This is a genomic window from Saccharothrix texasensis, from assembly GCF_003752005.1.
GTDB lineage: Bacteria > Actinomycetota > Actinomycetes > Mycobacteriales > Pseudonocardiaceae > Actinosynnema > Actinosynnema texasense.
The window spans coordinates 8,431,109-8,453,085 of sequence record NZ_RJKM01000001.1 but is presented as its reverse complement, the minus strand read 5'-3'; the positions used below and the strand labels follow the sequence as shown (position 1 = coordinate 8,453,085).

15 protein-coding genes are annotated in these 21,977 nt (G+C 71.1%); 3 read left to right on the top strand and 12 right to left on the bottom strand.

Going from position 1 to position 21,977, the window contains the following annotated elements; all coding sequences use genetic code 11:
• Positions 1-130: 130 nt before the first annotated feature.
• Both EDD40_RS37895 and EDD40_RS37890 read right to left on the bottom strand, forming a co-directional pair.
• Positions 131-1,603 (bottom strand): glycoside hydrolase family 43 protein, encoded by a 1,473-nt coding sequence (locus EDD40_RS37895; protein ID WP_123747143.1) that lies wholly within the window; start codon positions 1,601-1,603, stop codon positions 131-133.
• A gap of 162 nt (positions 1,604-1,765) precedes the next feature.
• A complete protein-coding gene (locus EDD40_RS37890; RefSeq protein WP_123747142.1) occupies positions 1,766-3,412 on the bottom strand; it encodes a glycoside hydrolase family 27 protein in 1,647 nt (548 codons plus the stop codon).
• A gap of 689 nt (positions 3,413-4,101) precedes the next feature.
• On the opposite strand from EDD40_RS37890, the gene EDD40_RS44105 reads away from it, so the two are divergent.
• Positions 4,102-5,601 carry a glycoside hydrolase family 10 protein gene (locus EDD40_RS44105; RefSeq protein WP_123747141.1) on the top strand — a complete coding sequence of 500 codons (1,500 nt, stop codon included), beginning with the start codon at positions 4,102-4,104 and terminating at the stop codon, positions 5,599-5,601.
• Between the two features lie 146 nt (positions 5,602-5,747).
• Here EDD40_RS44105 and EDD40_RS37880 read toward each other — a convergent pair whose 3' ends face one another.
• The 9 genes from EDD40_RS37880 to EDD40_RS37840 form a co-directional block, all read right to left on the bottom strand.
• A complete protein-coding gene (locus tag EDD40_RS37880) occupies positions 5,748-6,872 on the bottom strand; it encodes an RICIN domain-containing protein (protein WP_246038187.1) in 1,125 nt (374 codons plus the stop codon).
• 76 nt (positions 6,873-6,948) lie between these two features.
• On the bottom strand, positions 6,949-8,469 hold the full coding sequence (locus EDD40_RS37875; protein WP_123747140.1) for an arabinofuranosidase catalytic domain-containing protein: 1,521 nt from the start codon (positions 8,467-8,469) through the stop codon (positions 6,949-6,951).
• A 199-nt stretch (positions 8,470-8,668) separates the two neighbouring features.
• Positions 8,669-10,492, bottom strand: coding sequence for an alpha-galactosidase (locus EDD40_RS37870; protein WP_148089046.1), 1,824 nt, complete (start codon positions 10,490-10,492; stop codon positions 8,669-8,671).
• Positions 10,493-10,700: 208 nt separating this feature from the next.
• A complete protein-coding gene (locus tag EDD40_RS37865) occupies positions 10,701-13,058 on the bottom strand; it encodes a ricin-type beta-trefoil lectin domain protein (RefSeq protein ID WP_123747138.1) in 2,358 nt (785 codons plus the stop codon).
• Positions 13,059-13,299: 241 nt separating this feature from the next.
• Positions 13,300-13,680: an L-rhamnose mutarotase gene (locus EDD40_RS37860; protein WP_236594282.1), complete on the bottom strand. Its 381-nt coding sequence runs from the start codon at positions 13,678-13,680 to the stop codon at positions 13,300-13,302.
• A 56-nt stretch (positions 13,681-13,736) separates the two neighbouring features.
• Complete coding sequence (locus tag EDD40_RS37855; protein WP_123747136.1) at positions 13,737-14,927, bottom strand: mandelate racemase/muconate lactonizing enzyme family protein; 1,191 nt, start codon at positions 14,925-14,927, stop codon at positions 13,737-13,739.
• A 1-nt stretch (position 14,928) separates the two neighbouring features.
• Complete coding sequence (locus EDD40_RS37850; RefSeq protein WP_123747135.1) at positions 14,929-15,756, bottom strand: carbohydrate ABC transporter permease; 828 nt, start codon at positions 15,754-15,756, stop codon at positions 14,929-14,931.
• The gene (locus EDD40_RS37845; RefSeq protein WP_246038186.1) at positions 15,756-16,715 is read right to left on the bottom strand and encodes a carbohydrate ABC transporter permease; all 960 of its coding nucleotides are present in this window, start codon (positions 16,713-16,715) and stop codon (positions 15,756-15,758) included. The genes EDD40_RS37850 and EDD40_RS37845 overlap by 1 nt, the downstream gene beginning before the upstream one ends.
• Positions 16,716-16,745: 30 nt before the next feature.
• On the bottom strand, positions 16,746-18,014 hold the full coding sequence (locus tag EDD40_RS37840) for an ABC transporter substrate-binding protein (protein ID WP_123747134.1): 1,269 nt from the start codon (positions 18,012-18,014) through the stop codon (positions 16,746-16,748).
• Positions 18,015-18,165: 151 nt separating this feature from the next.
• On the opposite strand from EDD40_RS37840, the gene EDD40_RS37835 reads away from it, so the two are divergent.
• Together EDD40_RS37835 and EDD40_RS37830 are read left to right on the top strand one after the other, a co-directional pair.
• Positions 18,166-18,939, top strand: a complete 774-nt coding sequence (locus tag EDD40_RS37835; protein ID WP_123747133.1) for a FadR/GntR family transcriptional regulator — start codon at positions 18,166-18,168, stop codon at positions 18,937-18,939.
• A gap of 515 nt (positions 18,940-19,454) precedes the next feature.
• Complete coding sequence (locus EDD40_RS37830) at positions 19,455-20,510, top strand: LacI family DNA-binding transcriptional regulator (RefSeq protein ID WP_123747132.1); 1,056 nt, start codon at positions 19,455-19,457, stop codon at positions 20,508-20,510.
• A 30-nt stretch (positions 20,511-20,540) separates the two neighbouring features.
• Here EDD40_RS37830 and EDD40_RS37825 read toward each other — a convergent pair whose 3' ends face one another.
• A complete protein-coding gene (locus EDD40_RS37825) occupies positions 20,541-21,923 on the bottom strand; it encodes an alkaline phosphatase family protein (protein ID WP_123747131.1) in 1,383 nt (460 codons plus the stop codon).
• Positions 21,924-21,977: the final 54 nt, after the last annotated feature.

The window sequence follows — 21,977 nt, the reverse complement described above, 5'->3', positions numbered from 1 at the left end:
CCTGTCAAGTGCGGTTTTGGTTGCCCGGTCGGCCAAGTTCACCCATATGAACCAATAGGGTGATTGGTTTTGACCAATTCTGTTAGCGCGCACAAGACGGTGGCGCGTCGTGCGCCACCGTCGGTGAGGATCAGTTGAAACCGCGGTAGTCGAACCAGTCGAACGCCGCGACGCCACGCGTGACGTACATGCCGACGACCCGTCCGGAGAGGCCCGCGGTGACTTCGGGCGACAGGTACCGGCCGTCCAACTCCGCCAAGGGGCCCGCGTCGTCGTTGACGTGGAACGCGATGGTGTCCGGCCCCGAGGGCTCGACGCCCGCCGGGTCGTCGGTCGGCCGCACGAACGACGGCGGCACCAGGTCGGTCGTGCGGGTGACGACGGTGAGCGTGATCGGCCCGGGAGGTCTGGTGCGGCTGGCCACGACCTGGCGCACCGGCCCGATCCTGGCGACCACGTCCACCCGACCGGGCACGACCTCGAAGTCGTAGCGGTGCGCCTCGTCGCGCCGGATGCTCAGCCCCGCCCGCGCCGTGCCGGGGTCGAGGCGGACCGAGACCCGCGATTCGAGGTGCCGCAGCCGGCTGCCCACGAAGGTGCAGCCGGGTCGGTCGAGGGTGTCGCCGGTCGCGTGCAGCGTCAGCCAGCCGGGGCGTTCGGTCAACGACCAGGACCCGTCCGGCAGCCCGCGCGGCGAGATCCAGGACGGCGCCAGCACGAAGTCGTCGAAGTCGTCGCGCGCGAACTGCGTCGGCGGCACGTGCGGCTCCGCAGGCATCGGCGCGGCCTCGGCCACCCCGACCACCTCGGGCCACTCGTCCCGCCAGCGCACCGGCGTCAGGAAGACCTCCTGCCCCAGCACGTGGAAGCCCGACGGGTGCTCGCGGGTCCCGGGCCGCACCAGCCACCAGGCGCCGTCCGGTGTCGTGACGAGGTCCGCGCGACCGCTGCCCCGGGTCGGCCCGGCGGTGTCCACGAAGGTGCCCGGCGCGGGCTCGAACGGCCCGCGCGGCGTGCGCGCGCGGGAGACCGTCAGCGACTGGCCGCGCTCGAACAGCAGGTACCACCAAGCGCCGACGTGGTACAGGTGGGGCGTCTTCGGGCTGGAGGTGTCGCCACCGCTCCACGTCGGCCACGGCCCTTCCAGCACGGTTCCCAGGTAGGGGTCGATGCGCGCCGTGCGCCCGTCGGCGGTGACGCACCAGCAGTCGCCGTTCTCGTCCCAGGCCAGGTCCGGCACGACACCGGGCAGGTCGAGCCACACGGGGTCCGACCACCGCCCGGCGAGGCGGTCCGTCGTGACGACGAACGTGCCACCCGCCGACAGGTCCGTCGCGGTCACCCAGAACCTGCCGCCGTGGTGGCGGATGGTGGGCTGGTGGATGCCGCGCGAGGTGGGCGTGCCGGCGGCCGGCCGCAGCTGTTCCGGCCGCTTGAGGACGTTGCCGACCTGCCGCCAGCTCACGAGGTCGCGGCTGTGGAAGATCGGCACGCCCGGGAAGTACTCGAAGCTGGAGCACACGAGGTAGTAGTCCTCGCCGACCCGGCAGACGCTCGGGTCCGGGTGGGAACCACCGATCACGGGGTTGCGGGCGGTGCGCACGGTGCTCCTTCCCTGGTTGTCGTGGGGGCGTCGGGGATCGACGTGGGGCGGACCCGGTCCGCTCGCGGGGCTGTGCGCGAGGGGACCGGGTCCCGGAGAGCAGCGCTCACGTGGTGCGTGACGCGGCGGCGCCGCAGGGCGGGCGCGTCGCACGGGTCACCGTCAGGCGCGGCTCCACTTCTGGTTGCCCTGGCCGTTGCAGGTCCACAGGATGAGCCGGGTCCCGTTGGCGGTGGCGGCCTGGTCGGCGTCCAGGCACAGGCCGGCGCGGGTGTTGCGGATGGACCCGTCGGAACCGAGGGTCCACTTCTGGTTGTCCTGCCCGTTGCACGACCACGTGATCACCCGGGTGCCGTTGGTCGTGCCCTGGTTGTAGGCGTCGAGGCACTTGTCGCCGAACACCCGGATCTCGCCACCCGCCCAGGTGGTCCACAGCTGGTTGGCGGCGGTGTGGCAGTCCCAGAGCAGCACGGTCGCGCCGGCGGCGGTGGAGCCGTTCTCGGTGTCGGCGCAGCGGTTGGAGCCGGCGCCCCGCAGGCGGGAGGTGGTGGCGGAGATCGGGCTCCCGCCGGAGACGCGGAACGCGGCCACGCCGTGCGCGGGCACGCTCGCCGAGATCGTGCCCGAGGTGGTGGACGTGCCGCCGGTCCACAGGTCGGTGAGGGTGAACGAGCTGCCCGACAGGCCGGCCTGGGCGGCCGTGGTGGACACCGTGGCGGTCACGCCGCCCCGGTTGAACAGACCGACCGCGACCGAACCGTCGGACAGGGTCTTGGCGAAGACCTCGGTGTTGCCGTCGTCGCGCACCCGCCGCCCGCCCGCGCCCAGCCGGTCCTGGTTCACCGCGATCAGCCGCGGGTTGCGCAGCACCGCGCTCACGTCACCGGACATCGTGCGGATGTCGTTGCCCGCCATCAACGGCGAGGCCATCAACGCCCACAACGCGAAGTGCGCGCGCGACTCGGTCAGGCTCAACCCCGGACGGCCGACGACGAGCATGTCGGGATCGTTCCAGTTGCCCGGACCGGTCTGCGCCGCCAACGGCGCGGTGACGTCCAGGACGTTGCCCACACCCATCGGGTAGCTGTTGGTGTTGCCGTTCTGCCAGATGTCCAGCAGGTCCTCGGTGGTCCGCCACAGGTCGGCGACCTCGCCCCAGTCGTACTTGTCCCCCGTCGGCGCGTGGAAGCTGTTGGAGTTGATGCTGTAGACGATCGGACGACCGGTCGCGCGCAGGGCGTCGCGCATGATCGTGAACCGCGCGATCTGCTCGTCCCGCGTGCCGCTGCCCGAGCACCAGTCGTACTTCAGGTAGTCCACGCCCCAGGAGGCGAACGACCGGGCGTCCTGCACCTCGTGGCCCTTGCTGCCGGTCGAGCCCGGATGCGTGCCCACCCCCTGGGCGCAGGTCTTCTCGTTGGGCGCCTGGTAGATGCCGAACTTCAGGCCCTTGCCGTGGATGTAGTCCCCGAGCGCCTTCATCCCGCTGGGGAACTTCGTCGGATGGGCACGCAGGTTGCCCGACGAGTCGCGCTGCGGGTCGAACCAGCAGTCGTCGACCACCACGTACTGGTACCCCGCGTCGCGCATCCCCGACGACACCATCGCATCCGCGGCCTGCCGGACCTGCGCCTCGGTGATGCCGCACCCGAAGCTGTTCCAGCTGTTCCACCCCATCGGCGGGGTCAGCGCGGGGCTTCCCGGCGCGGCTTGGGCGGCGGGCGCGGTGGGCCCCGCGATGACCACGCCCAGCGCCGCGACGGCCGCCATGGCGAGGTGGAGCAGTCGTCCACGTGTACGGGTGGGCATCGTCGCCCCTTCGGTTTCGGCTCAAGGGATGCGGTCCGACTCGGCTCACCTCGTCGCACCGCGCACAGCGGTCGTGGCGGCGCTCCGGGCGGATCACGCCCGGGACGACGCGGCCTGATGTCACGCCCATGAAACTATGACCAACCAAGACGGGTCAAAGCTAAATGTGAGCGCTAACTTTTGAGCTGTCGGACGACAGCCGAGCCGGACCAGGTCTTATCGGGGACCACGCGGCGGGGCAACGGACGGCAAGTTGCCCCGTTCGGACCAACGACCGGCCGGGCCCGGCCGGCGCGTCACGCGAACCCCGCCCTGCCCGTTCGCCGCCGCAGCCGGGCGGGACGACCTCGCTCCACATCAGACAGCGGGTAAACGCCGCCGCTGCCGGAAGACCCAACAGGACATCCGGGCGATTCGACGAAGGCCCGCCCCTTCGTCCCCCCGTCCGAAACAGTTGCGTTACATCTTGACCGACCGTGTGCCATCGTTCACAGTCTGAAGGGCGCCGACCGATGTCCGTGGCCATGTTGCCGCACCCTGATGCGCCCTTTTCGCACCAGGTGGCCCTCCAGCCCTGGTGTTAGCGCTAACACGCGCGCACCCGGTGGCGGTCCGGCCCCGCGGCCGTCGACGGCGTCCCCGCCACCGCGGGCACCCGAGCCCGCGGTGGCCGACCCGAAGGGCATCTGATGGAACACTCGACACGAGCGGTCATTCGACCGGCGCTCGCGCGCCGGTCGAGAACAACGGCGTTGCTGCTCGTCACCGGACTGGTCGCCAGTGTGCTGTCGTTGGCGGCCGCCGGTCCGGCCGGCGCCGCGGGCGCGACCTTGGGCGCCGCGGCGGCGGAGAAGGGCCGGTACTTCGGCACCGCCGTGGCCGCGGGCAGGCTCGGCGACTCGACCTACTCCGGGCTCCTGCAGCGCGAGTTCGACATGGTCACGGCCGAGAACGAGATGAAGATCGACGCGACCGAGCCGAACCAGAACCAGTTCAGCTACGGCAACGCCGACCGGATCGTCAACCTCGCCCGGTCCCAGGGCAAGCGGGTGCGCGGCCACACCCTGGCGTGGCACTCCCAGCAGCCGGGCTGGATGCAGAACATGTCGGGCAGCGCCCTCCGGTCGGCGATGCTCAACCACGTCACCAAGGTCGCCACGTACTACGCCGGCAAGATCTACGCCTGGGACGTGGTGAACGAAGCGTTCCAGGACGGCAGCTCCGGCGCGCGGCGCGACTCCAACCTCCAGCGCACCGGCAACGACTGGATCGAAGCCGCGTTCCGCGCCGCCCGCACGGCGGACCCGAACGCCAAGCTCTGCTACAACGACTACAACACCGACGACTGGTCCCACGCCAAGACCCAGGCCGTCTACCGGATGGTCCAGGACTTCAAGTCCCGCGGCGTGCCCATCGACTGCGTCGGCTTCCAGTCGCACTTCAACGCCCAGAGCCCGGTGCCCTCCAACTACCAGACCACGTTGCAGAACTTCGCGAACCTCGGCGTCGACGTCCAGATCACCGAGCTGGACATCGAGGGCTCCGGCTCCGCGCAGGCGTCGAACTACGAGCGCGTCGTGAACGCGTGCCTGGCCGTCACCCGCTGCGCCGGCATCACCGTCTGGGGCATCCGCGACACCGACTCCTGGCGCTCCTACGGCACGCCGCTGCTGTTCGACGGCTCCGGCAACAAGAAGGCCGCCTACACCTCCGTGCTCAACGCCCTCAACGCCGGCTCCAACCCCCAGCCCGGGGTCATCGACCCGAGCGCGTGGTACGTGCTGGTGAACCGCAACAGCGGCAAGGCGTTGGACGTGTACGGCCTGGCCACCAACGACGGCGGGCGCATCACCCAGTGGACCCGCAACAGCGGCGCCAACCAGCAGTGGCAGTTCCTCGACTCCGGCAGCGGCTACTACCGCGTCAAGTCACGCCACTCCGGCAAGGTCCTCGACGTGCCGAACTCGTCGACCGCCGACGGCGCCGCGATCCAGCAGTGGACCGACCACAGCGGCGTCAACCAGCAGTTCCGCGCGGTCGAGTCGGGCGGTTACGTGCGCTTGGTCAACCGCAACAGCAACAAGGCCGTCGAGATCCAGGGCTCGTCCACGGCCGACGGCGCGAACGTCGTGCAGTACGGCGACACGGGCGGCAACAACCAGCAGTGGCAGCTCGTCCGCGTCGGCTGACCCTCCTCCGCCCCGGGTAGGGGCCCCGCGGCGCGGCGGCACCCCAGCCGCCGCGCCGCGCGGAACGCGAACCAGCGCCCACCGGGAACGGTGATTCCGCGGAATCGCCGTCGAACTGCCCGGTGGGCGCTGGTTCGATGTCGTGATCAGGCCGCGGCGCGCAGGGTCCACTGCTGGTTGGTCTGCCCGGAGCACGCCCACAGGACCAGCTTGGTGCCGTTGGCGGTGCCGTAGTTGGACGCGTCCAGGCACAGGCCGGACTGCACGTTGGTGATCGTGCCGTTGGCGTTGACGTTCCACTGCTGGTTCGTGTCGCCGTGGCAGTCCCAGATCACCACCTGCGTGCCGTTGGCGGTGCCGCGGCCGTAGGCGTCCAGGCACTTGGTGCCGTAGACGACCAACTGCTTGGCCGAGTTCTGCGTCCACGACTGGTTGGGCTGGCCGTGGCAGTCCCACAGCTGCAGCTGCGTGCCGTTGGAGGTCGTCGAACCCGGCACGTCGAGGCAACGCCCCGACGCCGTGCCGACGACCTGCCTGCCCTGCGAGGCGACCGGGTCCCCGATGCTCCCCGGCACGGCGCGCAGCGCGTTGTACCAGGTCGCGGCCATCTTGTCGTAGCCGGTCGCGGTCGGGTGGACGCCGTCGATCAGGTCGGCCGTGGTCAACGCGGCGTGCATGTCCACCAGCCGCACGCGCTTGCCCGCGTTGACCTTGCTCTGCACCATGCCGGGGATCGTGGCGTTGAAGGTCCGGGCGGCGGCCTCCTGACCGGAGTTGGCCAGGGGGATGATCGTCGCGACGAACACGTCGGCGTTCGGCACGGTCGCGGTGATCCGGTCGACGAGCGCCGACAGGCGGGCGGGCGCGTTGGCCACGTTGTAGTTCTGCAGGATGTCGTTGGTGCCGATGTGCAGCAGCACCGTGCGCGGCGTGGTGTTGCGCAGCCACGTGACGACGTTCGCGTCGATCTGGTCGATGCGCCAGCCCGGGTGGCCCTGGTGGTCGTGGTCCCCGAGGGACCCGGGGCCGTTGAACTGCGAGCCGACGAAGTCGACCCGGTAGTTGCCGGACCCGAACCGCTGCCACAGCCCGATCCGGTAACCACCGGGCACCTGCGTGCCCTCGGTGATCGAGTCACCCAACGGCATGACCCGCACCCCGCCGTTGGACTCGGCGGCGGCCTGGCCGGCCGGCAGCAGCGCGGCGGTGACCAGCGCGGCGGTGGTCAGGGCCGCGGCACGCGCGGCGAATCTGCTGAGGCGTTGTCGCACTTGCACTCCTCGGGGTTGAGCCGCGGTCCGGCACGGCGTGCCGGACCGCTGTCGAGTCACGAACTCGTGGTGGGGTTCAGCTGACGCCCCACTGCTGGTTGGCGCCGCCGTTGCAGGTCCACAGCTGCACCTGGGCGCCGTTGGCCGTGGACGCGCCGGACACGTCCAGGCACAGGCCGGACTGCGCGCCGGTGATCGTGCCGTTGGCGTTGACGTTCCAGCGCTGGTTGGCCTGGCCGTTGCACGACCAGAGGACCGCCCTCGTGCCCGCGCTCGTCCCCTGGCCGTAGGCGTCGAGGCACATCTGGGCGGAGCCGGTGTACACGGCCAGCTGGCCGGAGGACGTCCGGGTCCAGGTCTGGCCGGCGCTGCCCTGGCAGTCCCAGATCCGGGCCTGCGTGCCCGCCGTCCCGTTCGGCACGTCGAGGCACTTGCCCGCGCCCACGGCGCGCACCGCGCCACCGCCCGGGTTCGGGTTGCCGCCGGTGGTGTACCCGGCCGTGACGACGTTGGCCTGCACCGCGCTCTCGGTCGCGTCGGACGGGTAGCCCGCGACCATGGCCCCTTCGTAGAAGGTGCCCGCGCTGAGGTTCGCGCCGCCGTCGGGCTTGCAGCAGTCGCCGCCGCTGCCCAGGATGATGGCGCCCTGCTTCTTCATCGGGCTGTACCCGTTGGGCAGCGCGCCGTCGTACAGCGTGGTCAGGCCGCCTGCCTGCGCGTCGCTGCCCTTGAGCGCGAACCGCGTGGTCCCGTTGTTCTTCAGCATGGCCGTGACGAACCTGTTGGGGAAGGCGCGCTGGTTCGGGTTCCACTGCTGGCTGCCGCCGGGGAACAGGCCCCACTCGAGGTCCGCCTGCACCCACGGTCCCGTGCCGGAGCACCCGCCGAACCAGCACTGCGTGCTGAAGTTGATCGCGTCCATCGCGCCGGCCGCGTCGGCTTTCCGGGTCGTCTCGCTGTTGCCGTAGTCGAAGCAGCAGCCGTTGTTCACGTGCGTGCCGCTGGTCACCATGTACATGCCTTCCGGCGCGGCGCCGGTCGGCACGCCCGTCAGGTGGCCGTCACGCCAGTAGCTGTTGCCCGGGTTGATGTAGAGCGAGTACGCCTTGCTGCCGCCGACCGCCACCGATTCCGACGTCGCGACCGCCGGCCTGCTCTGGGGCGAGCCCGGGACCACCGACGAGCCCTGGTACCACAGGTCGTTGCCCCGCCCGGACTGGTCGTAGACCACCGTGATCACGCAGGTGGAGCCCGCGCAGAACGAGTCCTGCGCCGCCGCGTTCGCGGTGCCGCCCGCGGTCAGCACGCCGACGTCCCTCGTCGTGTTGTCCGAGGAACGCCTCACCTGGTAGAGGTTCCCGGCGTACGAGCCGTAGAGCGCCCGCGTGGTGCTGTGCGCGGCCACGCAGGGCGTGCCGCCCGACGCGTAGATGTCGCACGGCCCCGTGCCGGCCGCCGACGCGCTCACCGGCGCGGACCACGTCAAGAACGCCGCGGGCAGCAGGGCCAGCGCCATGACGACGCGCGAGCGCACCGCAGCCGGCGAGCGCCACCACCGCTGCACGGGCCCCGCCGGGGAAACGGGTGAAGGCTGCATTTTCACTCCTACGACGATGTGGGAGGGCAGGGCGAGCGGCGACGGTCGCGCACCCGGCGGCCGGGCGCGCGGAATGACGAGCGGATCGCGGGCAGCATCGCGAATCGCCTCGAATCGCCTCGACGGTAAGCGCTAAAAGAGGGCTAAAGCAACGGTTCCGACAGCCCTGCCACCGCCGCGACCACCCCTTCCGGGGCGGTCACGCGTTCTGCCGCCGCCAGTGCTGGGCGGTGCTGCCGTCGCAGGTCCGCTGGACGAGCTGGGCGCCGTCCGCGGTCGAGCCGTCGGCCACGGTCAGGCACTTGCCGCTGTGCTGGGCGACCAGTCGCGCGTAGCCGTCGCCCGCGTCCTCGAACCGCCAGCGCTGGTTCGCGCCCGAGTTGCACGTCCACTGGACGACCCGGACCCCGTCACCGGTGGCCGGTGCGCCGCCGTAGACGTCCAGGCACTTCCCGCTGCCCACGTTGACGACCTCGTGGTGGCCGCCGCCGACGTCGCGCACCCGCCAGCGCTGGTTGGCCTGGCCGTTCGCGCCCCACTGGACCACGTTGCCGCCGTCGGCGGTCGAGGCGTTGTAGACGTCGGCGACCTTGCCGCTGTGCCGCGCGGTGAACGTCTCCGCGGTCGGCACCGGCACGGTGGTCTGCGGGGTGAGCCGGTAGAGGCCGGAGCCGTGCGCCGGCAGCGAGCGGGACAGCGTGCCGCTCACCGTGCCCAGGCTCGCGCCCGACCACAGGTCCACCGCGGTGGCGGAGCCGATGCCCAGGTCGGCCAGCGTCGCCGACACGGTGGCCGTGCCGCTGCCCCGGTTGAACAGCGCGAGGTACTTGTCGCCGCCGCTCGGCGCGTTCGCCGTCCACGCCGTGTGCGTGCCCGAGAAGAGCTGCCGGTTGCCGGTGCTGTGCTGGTCGACCGCCAGCACGGCGGCGTTGGTCATCAGCGCCAGTTCCGCGGCCCGGTTCTGAGTCAGGTCCCCGCCCCACATCAGCGGCGAGCGCGTGATGGACCAGAGGGTCATCAGGGTGCGCTGCTCGTCGGGGGTCAGGTTGGAGTAGCGCGGCGAACCCACCGGTCCCTGCTGCGACAGGCGGCCGATCGGGATCATGTCCGGGTCGGGCCACGCGCCGGGCCTGCGGTGCGGCGTCCACGCGTGCAGCCGCTCGAACAGGGCGTCCAACGACGACCAGTTGTCCCACAGGTCGTTGACGACGCGCCACATGTTGGCGTTCTCGGCGACGTGCGCGCCGTTGCCGGTCGACGTCGGGCCCGGGGACAGGCTGAGCACCATCGGCCGGCCGCTGCGCTGGATCGCCCGCTTGTAGCCCTCGATCTCGGCCTGCCGGTAGGTCGGCGCGGCGATGTCGTCGACCTTGACGTAGTCGACGCCCCACGAGGCGAGCAGCGTGAACTGGGCGTCCAGGTAGGCTTGGGCGCACGGGTTGGCCATGTCCAGGCCCCAGTTGAGGTTCAACCAGGCCGCCGTGGTGTTGTTCTCGATCTCGTTCGCCCGGCAGCTCGTGCCCGGCACGGGGAGGTTGTCGGCCACCACCTGGCGCGGGATGCCGCGCATCAGGTGCACGCCGAACTTCAGGCCACCCGCGTGGATGTAGTCGGCCAGCGGCTTGAAGCCGTTGGTACCCGAAGCGGAGGGGAACCTGGTGGTGTCGGGCAGGAGCAGGCCGTTGGCGTCGGTGCGCAGCCGGGGCTGGAGGTTGGCGTCCTGACTCGGCGCGCCCGAGCCGCTGCCGGGGCGGTACCAGGCCCAGTCGACGACGATGTACTGCCAGCCGTGCTGCTTGAGGTTGTCCCTCATGTAGTCGGCGTTCGCCTTGACCTGCGCCTCGGTCACGTTCCAGTTGAACGAGTCGTAGCTGTTCCACCCCAGCGGCGGGGTCGTGGCGACCCCGTTGTCCCACGCCATCGCCGGCTCCTCCGATCCCGACGTGAACGTGGTGGCCAGCAGGGCCGCGGCGGCGAGCACCACGCCCGCCTTGCGCGAGGCTGACGTCCGGACTCCACCCACGGTGCCTCCTGCTCGTCGTCGAGAGGGCGCTCCGCCGATCGCCGGACTGATTGTTCACGCTCACATGTGGGCGTCAGACCGGCGACCTGCTTCGCCGAGTCTGCTGATGCCCGCGAGAGTAGTCAAGGCCAGGTCCGTAGTTAGCGCTCACACGGCCCAGCGGTCAGGTGGCGCGCGGGGACCGGCGGACCGGCCCCCGCGCGGTCGGTCAGCTGCGCACGCCCCACTGCTGGTTCGTGCCGCCGTGGCACGACCAGAGGTGGAGCAGGGTGCCGTTCGCGGTCCCGTTGCCGCTGGCGTCCAGGCACAGCCCGGACTGCACCCCGGTGATGGTGCCGTTCGCGTTCACGTTCCACTGCTGGTTGGTCTGCCCGTTGCAGTCCCAGATGATCGCCGCGGTGCCGTTCGCGGTTCCCGCGCCGCTGGCGTCCAGGCACTTGTTGCCGTTGACCACCAACTGCTTGCCCGCGGTGAGGGTCCACCTCTGGTTGGCGCCGCCGGCGCAGTCCCAGAGCCGGGCCTGGGCCCCGCTGGCGCTCCCGCTCGCGACCTCGGCGCAGCGTCCCGACTGGGCGCCCACGAGCATCGCGTTCTGCGGACCGGTGCTCGTGCCGCCGCCCGGACCGGCGTTGGCCATCACGGCCTGCGCGCCGGCCGGCCAGTTGCCGTTGGTGACGACCGTGTTGCCGGACACCACGTTGCCGCGGTCGCCGTTGGTGACGTTGGTGCTGCTGTTGGTCGACCAGTTGTTGGTGACCGTCCAGTTGCCCATGTTCTCGCCGCCCCAGTAGTTGGCGGTGGCCCACGTGCCGGTGTTGTTGAAGACGTTGCCCGTGACGGAGTAGTACTTCGAGCCCTCGTCGAAGTAGACCCCGAAGTAGCCGTTGGTCCGCTGGCAGTGGTTCCCGCTGATCGAGGCGCCCGGGTTCCACGACAGCGTGTAGATGCACCCGCCGTCGTTCATCTGCTGCATGACGTCGTGGACGTAGTTGTTGATGAGCCGGTTGTTGGACGCGGTGGTGGGCGTCGTGTAGCGCGGCTGGTAGTTGTACAGGCCGCGGTTGGCGTAGTTGGTGTTGCCGCCGGTGTCGTTGGCGCCCCAGCCGTAGCCGATCGACATGCCCGAGTACGGCATGTTGTAGACCTCGTTGTGGGCGACGGTGGCGTTGGTGACGTAGGTGTTCAGCACCGAGACGTTGCCCCGGTACTCGACGCCGAGGTCGTGGATGCGGTTGTAGCTCACGGTGATGTCCCGGTTGACCATCCGCTGGTCGCTCGGGTGGTGCGCGTCGGCGCGCACGCCGCCGACCACGATGCCGCCGGCCGAGCTGCGGGCGATCTCCGACCGCGTGACCGTGATGTTGCTGGCGCCGAGCCCGACACCGCTGGCGTGCGCGTTGGCGTCGTTGCCGATGCCGATGGCCGTCTGGCCCAGGTTGACGAACTGCGACTCGCTGAAGGTGATGTTGTTGGCGGCGGAGACCTGCACGGCGGCGGGCATCTGGTTCCAGTGCGGTCGCGCCGCCTCGAACTGGGTGCAGCCGTTCTGGCACGAGGTCAGCCGGTCGCCCGGCCAGTTCCAGTTGCCCGCCAGGTACGAGCCGGTCTGCTGGTCCGCGTACCCCTGGTTGCTGCTGGGTCCGAGCCAGCTGGTGCCGGTGAACGTGATCCCGGTGAACGAGATGTGGTGCGCCGGCGCGTCATAGGTGCCGCCGACGTCCACCAGCGACTGCAGCACCGGCAGCTCCACGCCGACCGTGCTCATGTTCTGCCCGGCCAGCGGGATGTAGGACAGCGCGCCCGTGCCGGGGTTGAGGTACCACTCCCCCGGCGTGTCCAGGAACTCGTAGGCGTTGGCCAGGTAGAACGGCCCGGCCCGGTGCGGCTGGGTCAGCGTGTCGTACCCGAAGGTGTTGTTGTTCCACGCGGGCTGCTGCATGGTGAGGAAGTTCCCGCTGATGGACTGCACGGGCGAGTACCGGTCGGTGAACGAGTTGACGCTCTCCACCTCGACCCGGTTCTGGTTGCCCACGCTGTTCAGGTAGTTCAGCGCGGTGTTGGAGAACCTCATCCCCGTGCTGGTGAACGTGAAGTCGGCCCGGTTCACCTGCGTGCGCGCCCGGGTCGCGATCGCGCCGTTGACGTAGAGCTGGCGCGAGTCGGTGCCGGCGGGGACGGTGGCCCGCCAGATGTTCCGGCCGGCGTCGACGACCGACCACCCGGTGACGGCCCGGGCGCCGCTGATGACGGGACGCGCGGACGGCGCGGCCTGCCACTGCACGCGGTAGCCGTTGGTGCCGGAGTCCGCCGCGGTCAGCCGCAGCGGCTCGGAGAGCCGGTACACCCCGTCGGCCAGCTGCACGACGATGTCACCGGACATGCCGCCGGTGCGCGACCGCACCGCGGCCTGCGCGCCGGGCAACGAGCACGGCTGGGTGGCGGAACAACTGGTGCCGGAGCCGGACGGCGAGGCGTAGAGGGTGGTCGTGGCGGCGGACGCGGTGGGTGCGAGAACCACCGCCGCGATGGCGGCGGTCGTGACCGCGGCGGCAACGCCGACCGACATCGGCCTTCGCACCGCGGAAGAGGACGCGAACAAGGGGACCTCCTGACTTGGAGTGTGGTGCGACGCCCGGTCGAGGTGTCGAACGGCACTTCGTGGTGGCGCGGGCGTGCCGGCCGCGGCCGCGGACCCGGTGGACGGGGACGTGGCCGGCCGGGACGCCTCGCGTCGAGCGGCGCCGGACGGAAGAAGCGGCGGGTCGGAGCGGCGCCGGGCGGGAGCGGCGCGGGAGGGGCAGCGGTGGCTAGCGGGACAGCGGTGGCTCGGCGCCCGGCGGCGGCACGGCGGCGTCGGGGGTCAGGTGCCACACCTCGCGCATCGGCTCCCAGCGGACCGGGGACTCCGGGGCGGTCGGCGACTCCTGGCACGGGTCGGTCAAGGCCCACCAGCGCTGCGACTCCGGATCGGCCGCGATCCGCGCCTGGTCGGCGTCGTGGTCCTCGCCGGTGTACTCGTAGTAGCCGAAGAGCAGGTCGCCGTGCAGGAAGATGGTGAAGTTGCGGATGTTGGCCTCGATCAGCATCCGCTCGACGGACGGCCAGACCGCGGCGTGCAGCCGGAGGTAGTCGTCGCGCCGCTCCGGTCGCAGCCGGGTGACCATCCCATAGCGTTGCAAGCGGTCCACATCGGACTCCTAGAGGGGAGGTGCGGCCGGCTCGACATCGTTGTCGGGCCGGACGATCAGGAGTGCAGGGGGTGCAGCGGCTCCGGTGGCGTGCCGACGCCCTGGACCACGGCCAGCAGGCGCTGCCCGGCGCGTTCCGGCCGGACGTGCGGACCCTCGGTCACCGGGACGGCGAGCCGGCGGCGGGACGCGCCGATCGCCTCCTCGTCGACGCGGATGCCCAGCCCCGGGCTGTCGCCCAGCACGAAGGCGCCGTCCTCGACGTGCAGGTCGATCGAGATCCCCGAGGGCGGTTGCAGGTCCTGCAACTCGCTGACCAGGTGGTTCGGCACGGACGTGGCGGCGTGCAGCAGCCCGACCGGCGTGTTGCCGATGGGGCTGACGGGCAGGTCGTGGGCGTGGGCGAGCACCGAGACCCGCAGGAAGTGGGTGATGCCCCAGCCCGCCGCCGCCTGGACGACGTCGATCGCCCCCGTCGAGATCAGCGGTCGGTACTGCTCGATGCCGGTCAGGTTCTCGCCGCTGGCGACCGACGCGCGGACGCCGCGGCCGACGACCGCGTGGCCCTCCGCGTCCCACCGCCGGACCGGCTCCTCGATCCAGATCAGGTCGAGCGTGCGCTCGAGCTCGCTGACGTGGCGCACCGCCTGCTTGCGGGTCAGGGCTTCGTTGACGTCGAGCATCAACCCCGGCCGGGTGCCCCCGCCGGCGGCGGTGAGCACGTCGCGCACCAGGATGAGGCGGTCCCGGTCCCGGTCGACGTCGAGGCCTCCCTTGAGCTTCGCCACCCGCAGGCCGTGGGCGGCGTAGTTCTCGTACAGCGCCACGAGCTCGTCGTCCCCCAGCCCGATGTCCACCCCGGAGGCGTACGCGGGCACGCGGCGGTCGCGCCCGCCGAGCAGCCGCCACAGCGGTTCGCCCGCGGCCTGCGCCTTGATGTCCCACAACGCGGTGTCGAGGGCACCGATGGTGCCGAAGACCGCGCCCGCGTGACCGGCCTTGAACGTCTGGCGCAGCATCCGGTCGTAGAGGGCGGTGACGCCGCGCGGGTCCTCGCCCTCCAGAGCGGCGAAGATCGAGTCGATCTCCACGTGGGAGCCGAGCCCGACGCCGGTGATGCCCACGTCCGTCTCGACGAGGACGATCGGCACCCGGACGACGCCGTCGGCGAAGACGCCGTTGGCGTCGCCGATCGGGCGGCCCCAGTCCTGGACGGTGGTGAGGGTCCGGTAACCAGTGATGCGCATGTCAGCCCTTCGTGGCCCCTGCGGTGACGCCGTCGGCGATCTGGCGCTGCAGGAACAGGTAGACGACGAGGACGGGCACCGCGGCGATCAACACGCCGGAGGCGAACACGGGAATGTCATCCGAGTACTGCCCCCGCAACGAGGTGACCCCGACCATGAGCGTGCGATGGTCTGCCGACGGCATCATGAGCAAGGAGATGAGCACGTCGTTCCAGCAGAACAGTGCGTTGAGCACACCGACCGACAGCAGTGCCGGCCTGCCCAGCGGCAGCATGATCCGCCAGAACACGCCGTACACCGTGTTCCCGTCGATCCGCGCGGCGTCCACGATCTCCGCGGGCACCGTCGAGTAGTAGCTGGTCATCAGGAAGACCGTGAACGGGAGGAACTGCGCCACGTACGCGAGGACGAGCCCCGGGTACGCGTCGACGAGACCCGCGTCGGCCATCACCCTGGTGAGCGGGATCATGATCACCTGGAAGGGGATGAACAACGCGGCGAGGCAACCCAGGAAGAGCACCGAAGAGCCTCGGAACCGCAACCGGGCGAGCGCGAACCCGGCCATCGACCCGAACAGCAGCAGCAACGCGACCGAGCACGTCACCACCAGCGCCGAGTTGAGGAAGTAGCGGGACATGCCGACGCTGGTCCACGCCGCGGCGATGTTGTCCCACCGCAGTGCGTCCGCCGGCGAGAACCGGTCGAGCACGTACTCGCGCCGGGTCTTCACCGCGACGTTCGCGGTGAACACCAACGGGTAGACCGTCGCCAGCGCGAGCAGCGCCATCGGCACCGCGACGACCCACTTCGACACCCGTCGGCCGGCCATCAGCCCTCCCTGCCCGCGCGACGCAGGACGGCGACCTGGGCCAGCCCCACGACGAGCATGATCAGGAACAGCGCCGTCGACGCCGCGGACGCGAGCGCGGGCTGGTTGAACTGCCCCTGTTGGACCCAGATGTAGTACTCGGGCAGGTAGGTCGACGCCTCCGGACCGCCGTTGGTCATCACGTACAGCAGGCCGAACATCGACGTCAGCATGCCGATCATCGTGGTGACGAAGACGAACTGGATCGTGCGCGTGAGGCCCGGGACGATCACGTGCCAGACGGTCTGCGGCAGGGACGCGCCGTCCACCCGGGCGGCGTCCAGCAGCGAGCGGTCCAGGGTGGAGAACCCGGCCAGGAAGACGACCAGCGCCATGCCGAACGTCGCCCAGACGTGCACCCCGACCACGGCGAAGATCGCCACGTCCGGGTCGCCCAGCCAGTCCACCGGCCCGAGCCCCACCACGCCCAGGACCGCGTTGACCGGGCCGTCGTAGGCGAGCAGCAGGTTGAAGATCGCCCCGACGATCACCGGGGAGAGCACGGCCGGGAAGAAGTAGACGCCGCGGTAGATCCGGTGGCCGGGCACGCGGAGGTAGATGAACGTGGCGAGCAGCCCGGGGATCGCCACGGCCACGGGGAGCAGCAGCACGAGCAGGCCGACGTTGCGCAGCGCGGTCCGGAACAGCGGGTCGCCGAACAGGGTCAGGTAGTTGTCCAGGCCGACCGAGGTGCCGTTGCGGTCGCCGTCACCGGTGAAGGAGAAGTTCACCCCGAGCGCCAGCGGCCACAGGCGCAGCGCCACGATGATCAGCACGGCGGGCGCCACCAGGACGAACGGCGCCAGGCGCTCGGCCCGCGACCCGCGACGGGATCGCCGCGGGGACGACCGCGCCGGTCGCCGGGCCGGCGCTTCGGCGACCGCCTCCTCCGCGCCCGGCCCCACGACGGCCGGGCGCACCGAGGACGGAGAACCCCCGGACGGCACGGATCAGCTCGCCTTGTCGGAGTCGGCCAGCTGCGCGACGGCCTCGTCCACCGTGATCGAGCCGCTGAGCAGCTGCTGCGAGAGGCGGCCCATCAGGTCGATCGTCTTGCTGGACAGGGCGACGTGCAGGGCCGGCTTGCCGGTCTTGATCCCCGCGACGATCGCGGTGACGGCCGGGCCGGCGGCGGAGACGTCGATGGTGGTGTCGGACGCGATCGCGCCCGCGTCCGCGTAGAAGGCCTTCAGCGCCCCGGCCGACGTCAGCGACCGGACCAGGTCGGCGGCCGTCTTCGGGTCCTTGGTCCACTTGGCGACCGCGTAGCCGATGCCGCCGTCGAAGGGCAGGCCCGGCGTCGCCGCGGGGTTGACCACCGGCGGCGCCATGACGCCCACGTCGCCCGGGTCGAGGAACTCGGCGAAGTCCTTCCAGTGCCCGATGTCCGACATCAGGCCGATGATGTGCGCGGCCTTGGCCGACTGGAACACCGCGAACGCGTCGTTGAACATCGCGGTGGAGTTGATCCCGTCGTTGTTCAGGCCGTTGTCGTTGACCTGCTTCCAGAGCTCGAAGACGCGCTTCACGTCCGGCGAGGCCCAGTCCCGCTTCCCGGCGATCCAGTCGTCGTACTCCTGCGGCGTGAGCACCGCCGAACCGATGCTGGACAGGAAGAACTGGATGCCGATGCCTTCCTTGTTGCCCACGCCGAAGCACTTGGCGCCGGTCTTGCCGGTGATGACGCCGCAGTCCTCGACGAAGTCGTCCCACTTCCCGGCGGGCGCCTCGGGGTCCAGCCCCGCCTGCTCGTACAGGGCCTTGTTGTAGTAGAGCGGGTGGCCCTGCAGCGTCACCGGCGAGGCGTAGGTCTTCCCGTCGCGGGTGAACGCCTCCCAGCCGGCCAGCCGCTCCTTGTCCTGGGCCACGTACTCGTCCAGCGGCACGAGCGCGTCGACCCGGTCGCGGAGCTGGCCGCCGCCGTTGAAGAGCATGACGTCCGGGCCCTTGCCAGCCTGGATCGCCGCCCCGAGCAACGTGTAGTACTGGTCGAACGGCTGCGCCACGAACTCGACGGCGACGTCCGGGTGGCTCTTCGCGAAGTCGGCCTTCGCCTGGTCGAGGTAGGCGGCCACGTTCGCGTCGCCGGACTTCCAGTCCCAGACCACGAGCTTGTCACCGGAGCTGCCGGAGGAACCCGGAGCCGTGGCACTCCCGCAGCCCGTTGCCAGGGCCAACCCGAGGACCACGGCAGCCGACCACAGTGCGCGCTGCTTCATTGCTGCTCACTTCCCAGACGGCGGCCGGGCGTCGACGCGCTCGGCGCGATTGGTGCACAAACCTAACTCGTATGACGTCTGACGTCAACGGTCCTACGTATACTCGGAGCAGCCCTGGAACCGCGGGGCGCGTGGCACAACCGGAGGAAAGATGACCGCAGCGGGCCGCCGACCGACCGACGACTCCCCCGCACCTCCCGAGTGGGCGCGTCGACCGACCAACCTGGCCAAGGCGGTCACCGCGGAGCTCGTGGGGCGCATCGTCCGCGGCATCCACCCGCCCGGCACGTCCTTGCCGCCCGAGCCCGCGCTCGGCGAGACCTTCTCGGTCAGCCGGACCGTCATCCGCGAGGCGGTGAAGATCCTCCAGGAGAAGGGCCTGGTCCAGGTGCGCCAAGGCGCCGGCACCATGGTCACGCAGCCGACGACGTGGAACATGCTGGACGAGCTCGTCCTCTCGGCCACCATCGCCGAGGACGAGACGCTGGCCGTGCTCGACGACCTCGTGGTCACCCGGCGCCTCCTCGAATCGGACATGGCCCAGGTGACCGCGCGCACCGCCGACCAGGACACGGTCGACCGGCTACGCGCGCTCGTGGACCGGATGGACCTGCTCGTCGACGACCCCGAGGCCTACCGCGAGCAGGACCGCGCCTTCCACGACACGATCATGCAGGCGTCGGGCAACCGGATCGCCCGTGGCGTCGTGCGCTCACTGGAGAGCCAGGTCATCAACACCGCCCGCTACATGGGCCGCAGCGAACGGGCGTTGTGCGTGGCGTCCAACCAGGGGCACCGCCGGGTCTACGAGCGGATCGCGGCCCACGACCCGGCCGGGGCGGCCGACGCCATGTTCACCCACATCACCGAAGCGTGGTTGGTGCGCCGCACCGACAACGGGGACCCGAGCCGCCTGGAGCGCTAGGTGGTCACTCGACGACATCACCCCCTCCGCGCAGCCACTCCGCTGAGCGTCGTCGGCTCGCGGCCGACGACTTCGGTCAGCATACCGATCTACGGGCCTCCTGGGAATGATGAGTAGTACTTACCTGATCATTCACTGCGGACTTCGGGGCACAACGGACCGGATGGTCGCCCGCACGCTGCCGTGACGGGAAATAGGCAGGGCGATTCCCTTGACGACACAGGCATGCACAGGCTGTCATGAGTAGCTAGGACACGGCCCGATGAGTCTGACTCATCGACAGGAGATCCGGCCCGCGGACTCCGGCCCCGAGCACCACGACGTAGTGGAGCGGCTCATGCCACCACGGCCGAACGGTCGCGCACCCTGCGCGCACCGGACCGGCGGCCCCGGCTGACGCGCGGGCGGGCCGTCCGGCGATTCCGGTGTTCCTCGATGTCGAACGACCCCCTTGTGTCGTGCACGCACCGATCGCGGCGCGCCGACGACCGGATTCGGAGAACGGGAGGTCCACGTTGGGCGCACGACGGGTGACCCTCGCCGACGTGGCCAAGGTCGTCGGCGTCTCCCAGACCACCGTGTCGCTGGTGTTATCGGGGCGCGGGCGCGACCTGCGGATCTCCGAGGAGATGCAGCGCCGGGTCCGCGAGGCGGCGACGGAGCTGGAGTACCGCCGCGACCGGGTCTCGATGGGGCAACGCGGGCCGCGGACGCAGACGATCGCGTTCGTGTCCGACTCCGTGGCCAGTTCCCGGCTCGCGGGCCACATGATCAAGGGCGCGCTCGGGGCGGCCCGCAGGCACGGCGTCACGCTGCTGTTCGGCGAGACCGAGGGCGACGCCGGCTTCCAGCGCACGCTGATCGAGACGATGCACGACTACCAGGTCGACGGCATCATCCTCGCCGCCGTGCACACCAGGACCATCAGCATCCCGGCCGAGCTCGCCACCGGCCCGGCGGTGCTGCTCAACGTGCTGCCCCGGGAGCCGTCACGGCTGGTCTCGGTGCTGCCCGACGAGGTGCAGGCGGGCCGCGCCGCCGCGCGCGTGCTCCTCGACGCCGGGCACCGCGAGGGCATCCACCTCATCGGCGTCGGCTCGTCCGGGGACGACGTGCCACCGGGCCGGACCGCCGCTTTCGACCGGCTCACCGGCATCCGCCGGGAGCTGGGCGAGGTGGGCGTCGAGGTGGAGAGCGGGCGCGCCTGCCGCTGGTGGCTGCCGAAGTACGGCTTCGAGGCGACCCGGGCCCTGCTGGACGAGGCCCGCCCCCGTGCGCTGATCTGCCTGGACGACCGGCTCGCGCTCGGCGCCTACCAGGCGTTGCAGGACGCGGGCCTCACCGTGCCCGACGACGTCTCCGTCGTCTCCTTCGACGACCACCCCGTCGCCTCGTGGCTGCGTCCCGGCCTCACCACCGTCGCCCTGCCGCACCACGACCTCGGCGCGACGGCCGTCGACCTCCTCTTCGCCGACGCCGACCGCCCGGAAGCGGACCGCGCGCGCCGGGGCGGCACCCACCGCGTGCCGATGCCGGTGCGCCACCGGGACTCCGTCGCGCCACCTCGGTGAACCCGGGAGCGATGACGCCCGGACGTCCTCTCAGCCCCGGGCGGGCGGTGCGCTGATTCCCTGCAGTGCCAGCAGGAAGTCGCGGACGTCGGTGGCGGCCATCCGACCGTCCCGCTCGACCGACCGCGGCACGGTCGGGTCGGAGCACAGCAGCACCGGGCCGTCGGCGGCGGTGTCCGGGAGCCTGCCGTGGGTGCCGCGCACGCACGACGGGTCCAGTGGCACCACGTTCATCGCGTAGCGCAGGCCGATCTTCTTGCGCGCCAGGTTCACCCCCGCCTTGACCTTGGCCAGCGGGTCGGCCGGGTCGAAGAACAGCTCGGCGGGGTCGTAGCCGGGTTTGCGGTGGATGTCCACTCCGCGCGCGAAGTCGGGGGCGCGGCTGTCGTCGGTCCAGTAGTAGTAGGTGAACCAGGCGTCCGGCTCGGCGACCGCGATCAGCTCGCCGGAGCGCTCGTGGTCGAGATCCGCCTTCGCCTGCCCCTCCCGGTCGAGCACGACGTCGACGCCGGGCAGTTCGCGGAGCACCGCGCGGGTCCTGGCCAGGTCGGCGGGATCGGCGACGTAGACGTGCGCGACCTGGTGGTCGGCCACCGCGAACGCGCGGGACGTCCACGGGTCCAGGTACTCCATGCCCGCCTGCGCGTAGACCTCCAGCAGCCCCGCCGCCCACAGCGCCCGGTTGACGTCGACCGGCCTGCGCGCGTCGGTGATGCCGTACTCCGACAGCGCCACGATCGTCGCGTCGGCGTCCAGGAGCGGCTTGAGCGCCCGGTCCACGTCGGCCGCGGCCTTGACCGCCTGCGGTGACGTGGGACCGAACCGCTGCAGGTCGTAGTCCAGGTGCGGCACGTAGACCAGCAGCAGGTCGGGCCGGTGGTCGGCCAGGACCTTCAGGGCCGCGCCGACGATCCACTCGCTGGAGGCCAGGGAGGCGGTGGGGCCCCAGTACTGGAACAGCGGGAAGTCACCCAGGGCACCGGTGAGCCGGTCGTGCAGCTCGGGCGGGCGGACGTAGGCGTCGGGCGACTTGCGGCCGTCGGCGTGGTAGATCGGCCTCGGGGTCACGGTGATGTCCGTGGACGCGCCCATCGCGTACCACCAGCAGATGTTGGCCGCCGTGTAGCCCGGGTGGACCCGCCGCGCGGTCTCCCACAGCTTCTCGCCGCCGACCAGCCGGTTGTGCTGGCGCCACAGGTGGATCTCGCCGAGGTCGCGGAAGTACCACCCGTTGCCCACGATGCCGTGCCGGGCGGGGGTCAGGCCGGTGAGCAGGGTCGCCTGGGCGCTGCACGTGACGGCGGGCAGCACCGTGCCCAGCTCGGCCCGCCAACCCAGGCCGGTCAGGTTGGGCATGTGTTCGAGCAACGCCGGCGTCATGCCGACCACGTCCACGACCACCAGTGGTTTCACGCCGGTACTCCCGTCCGGAGGTGTTCGCGGGCCCACCGCGGTTCGGCGGCGGAC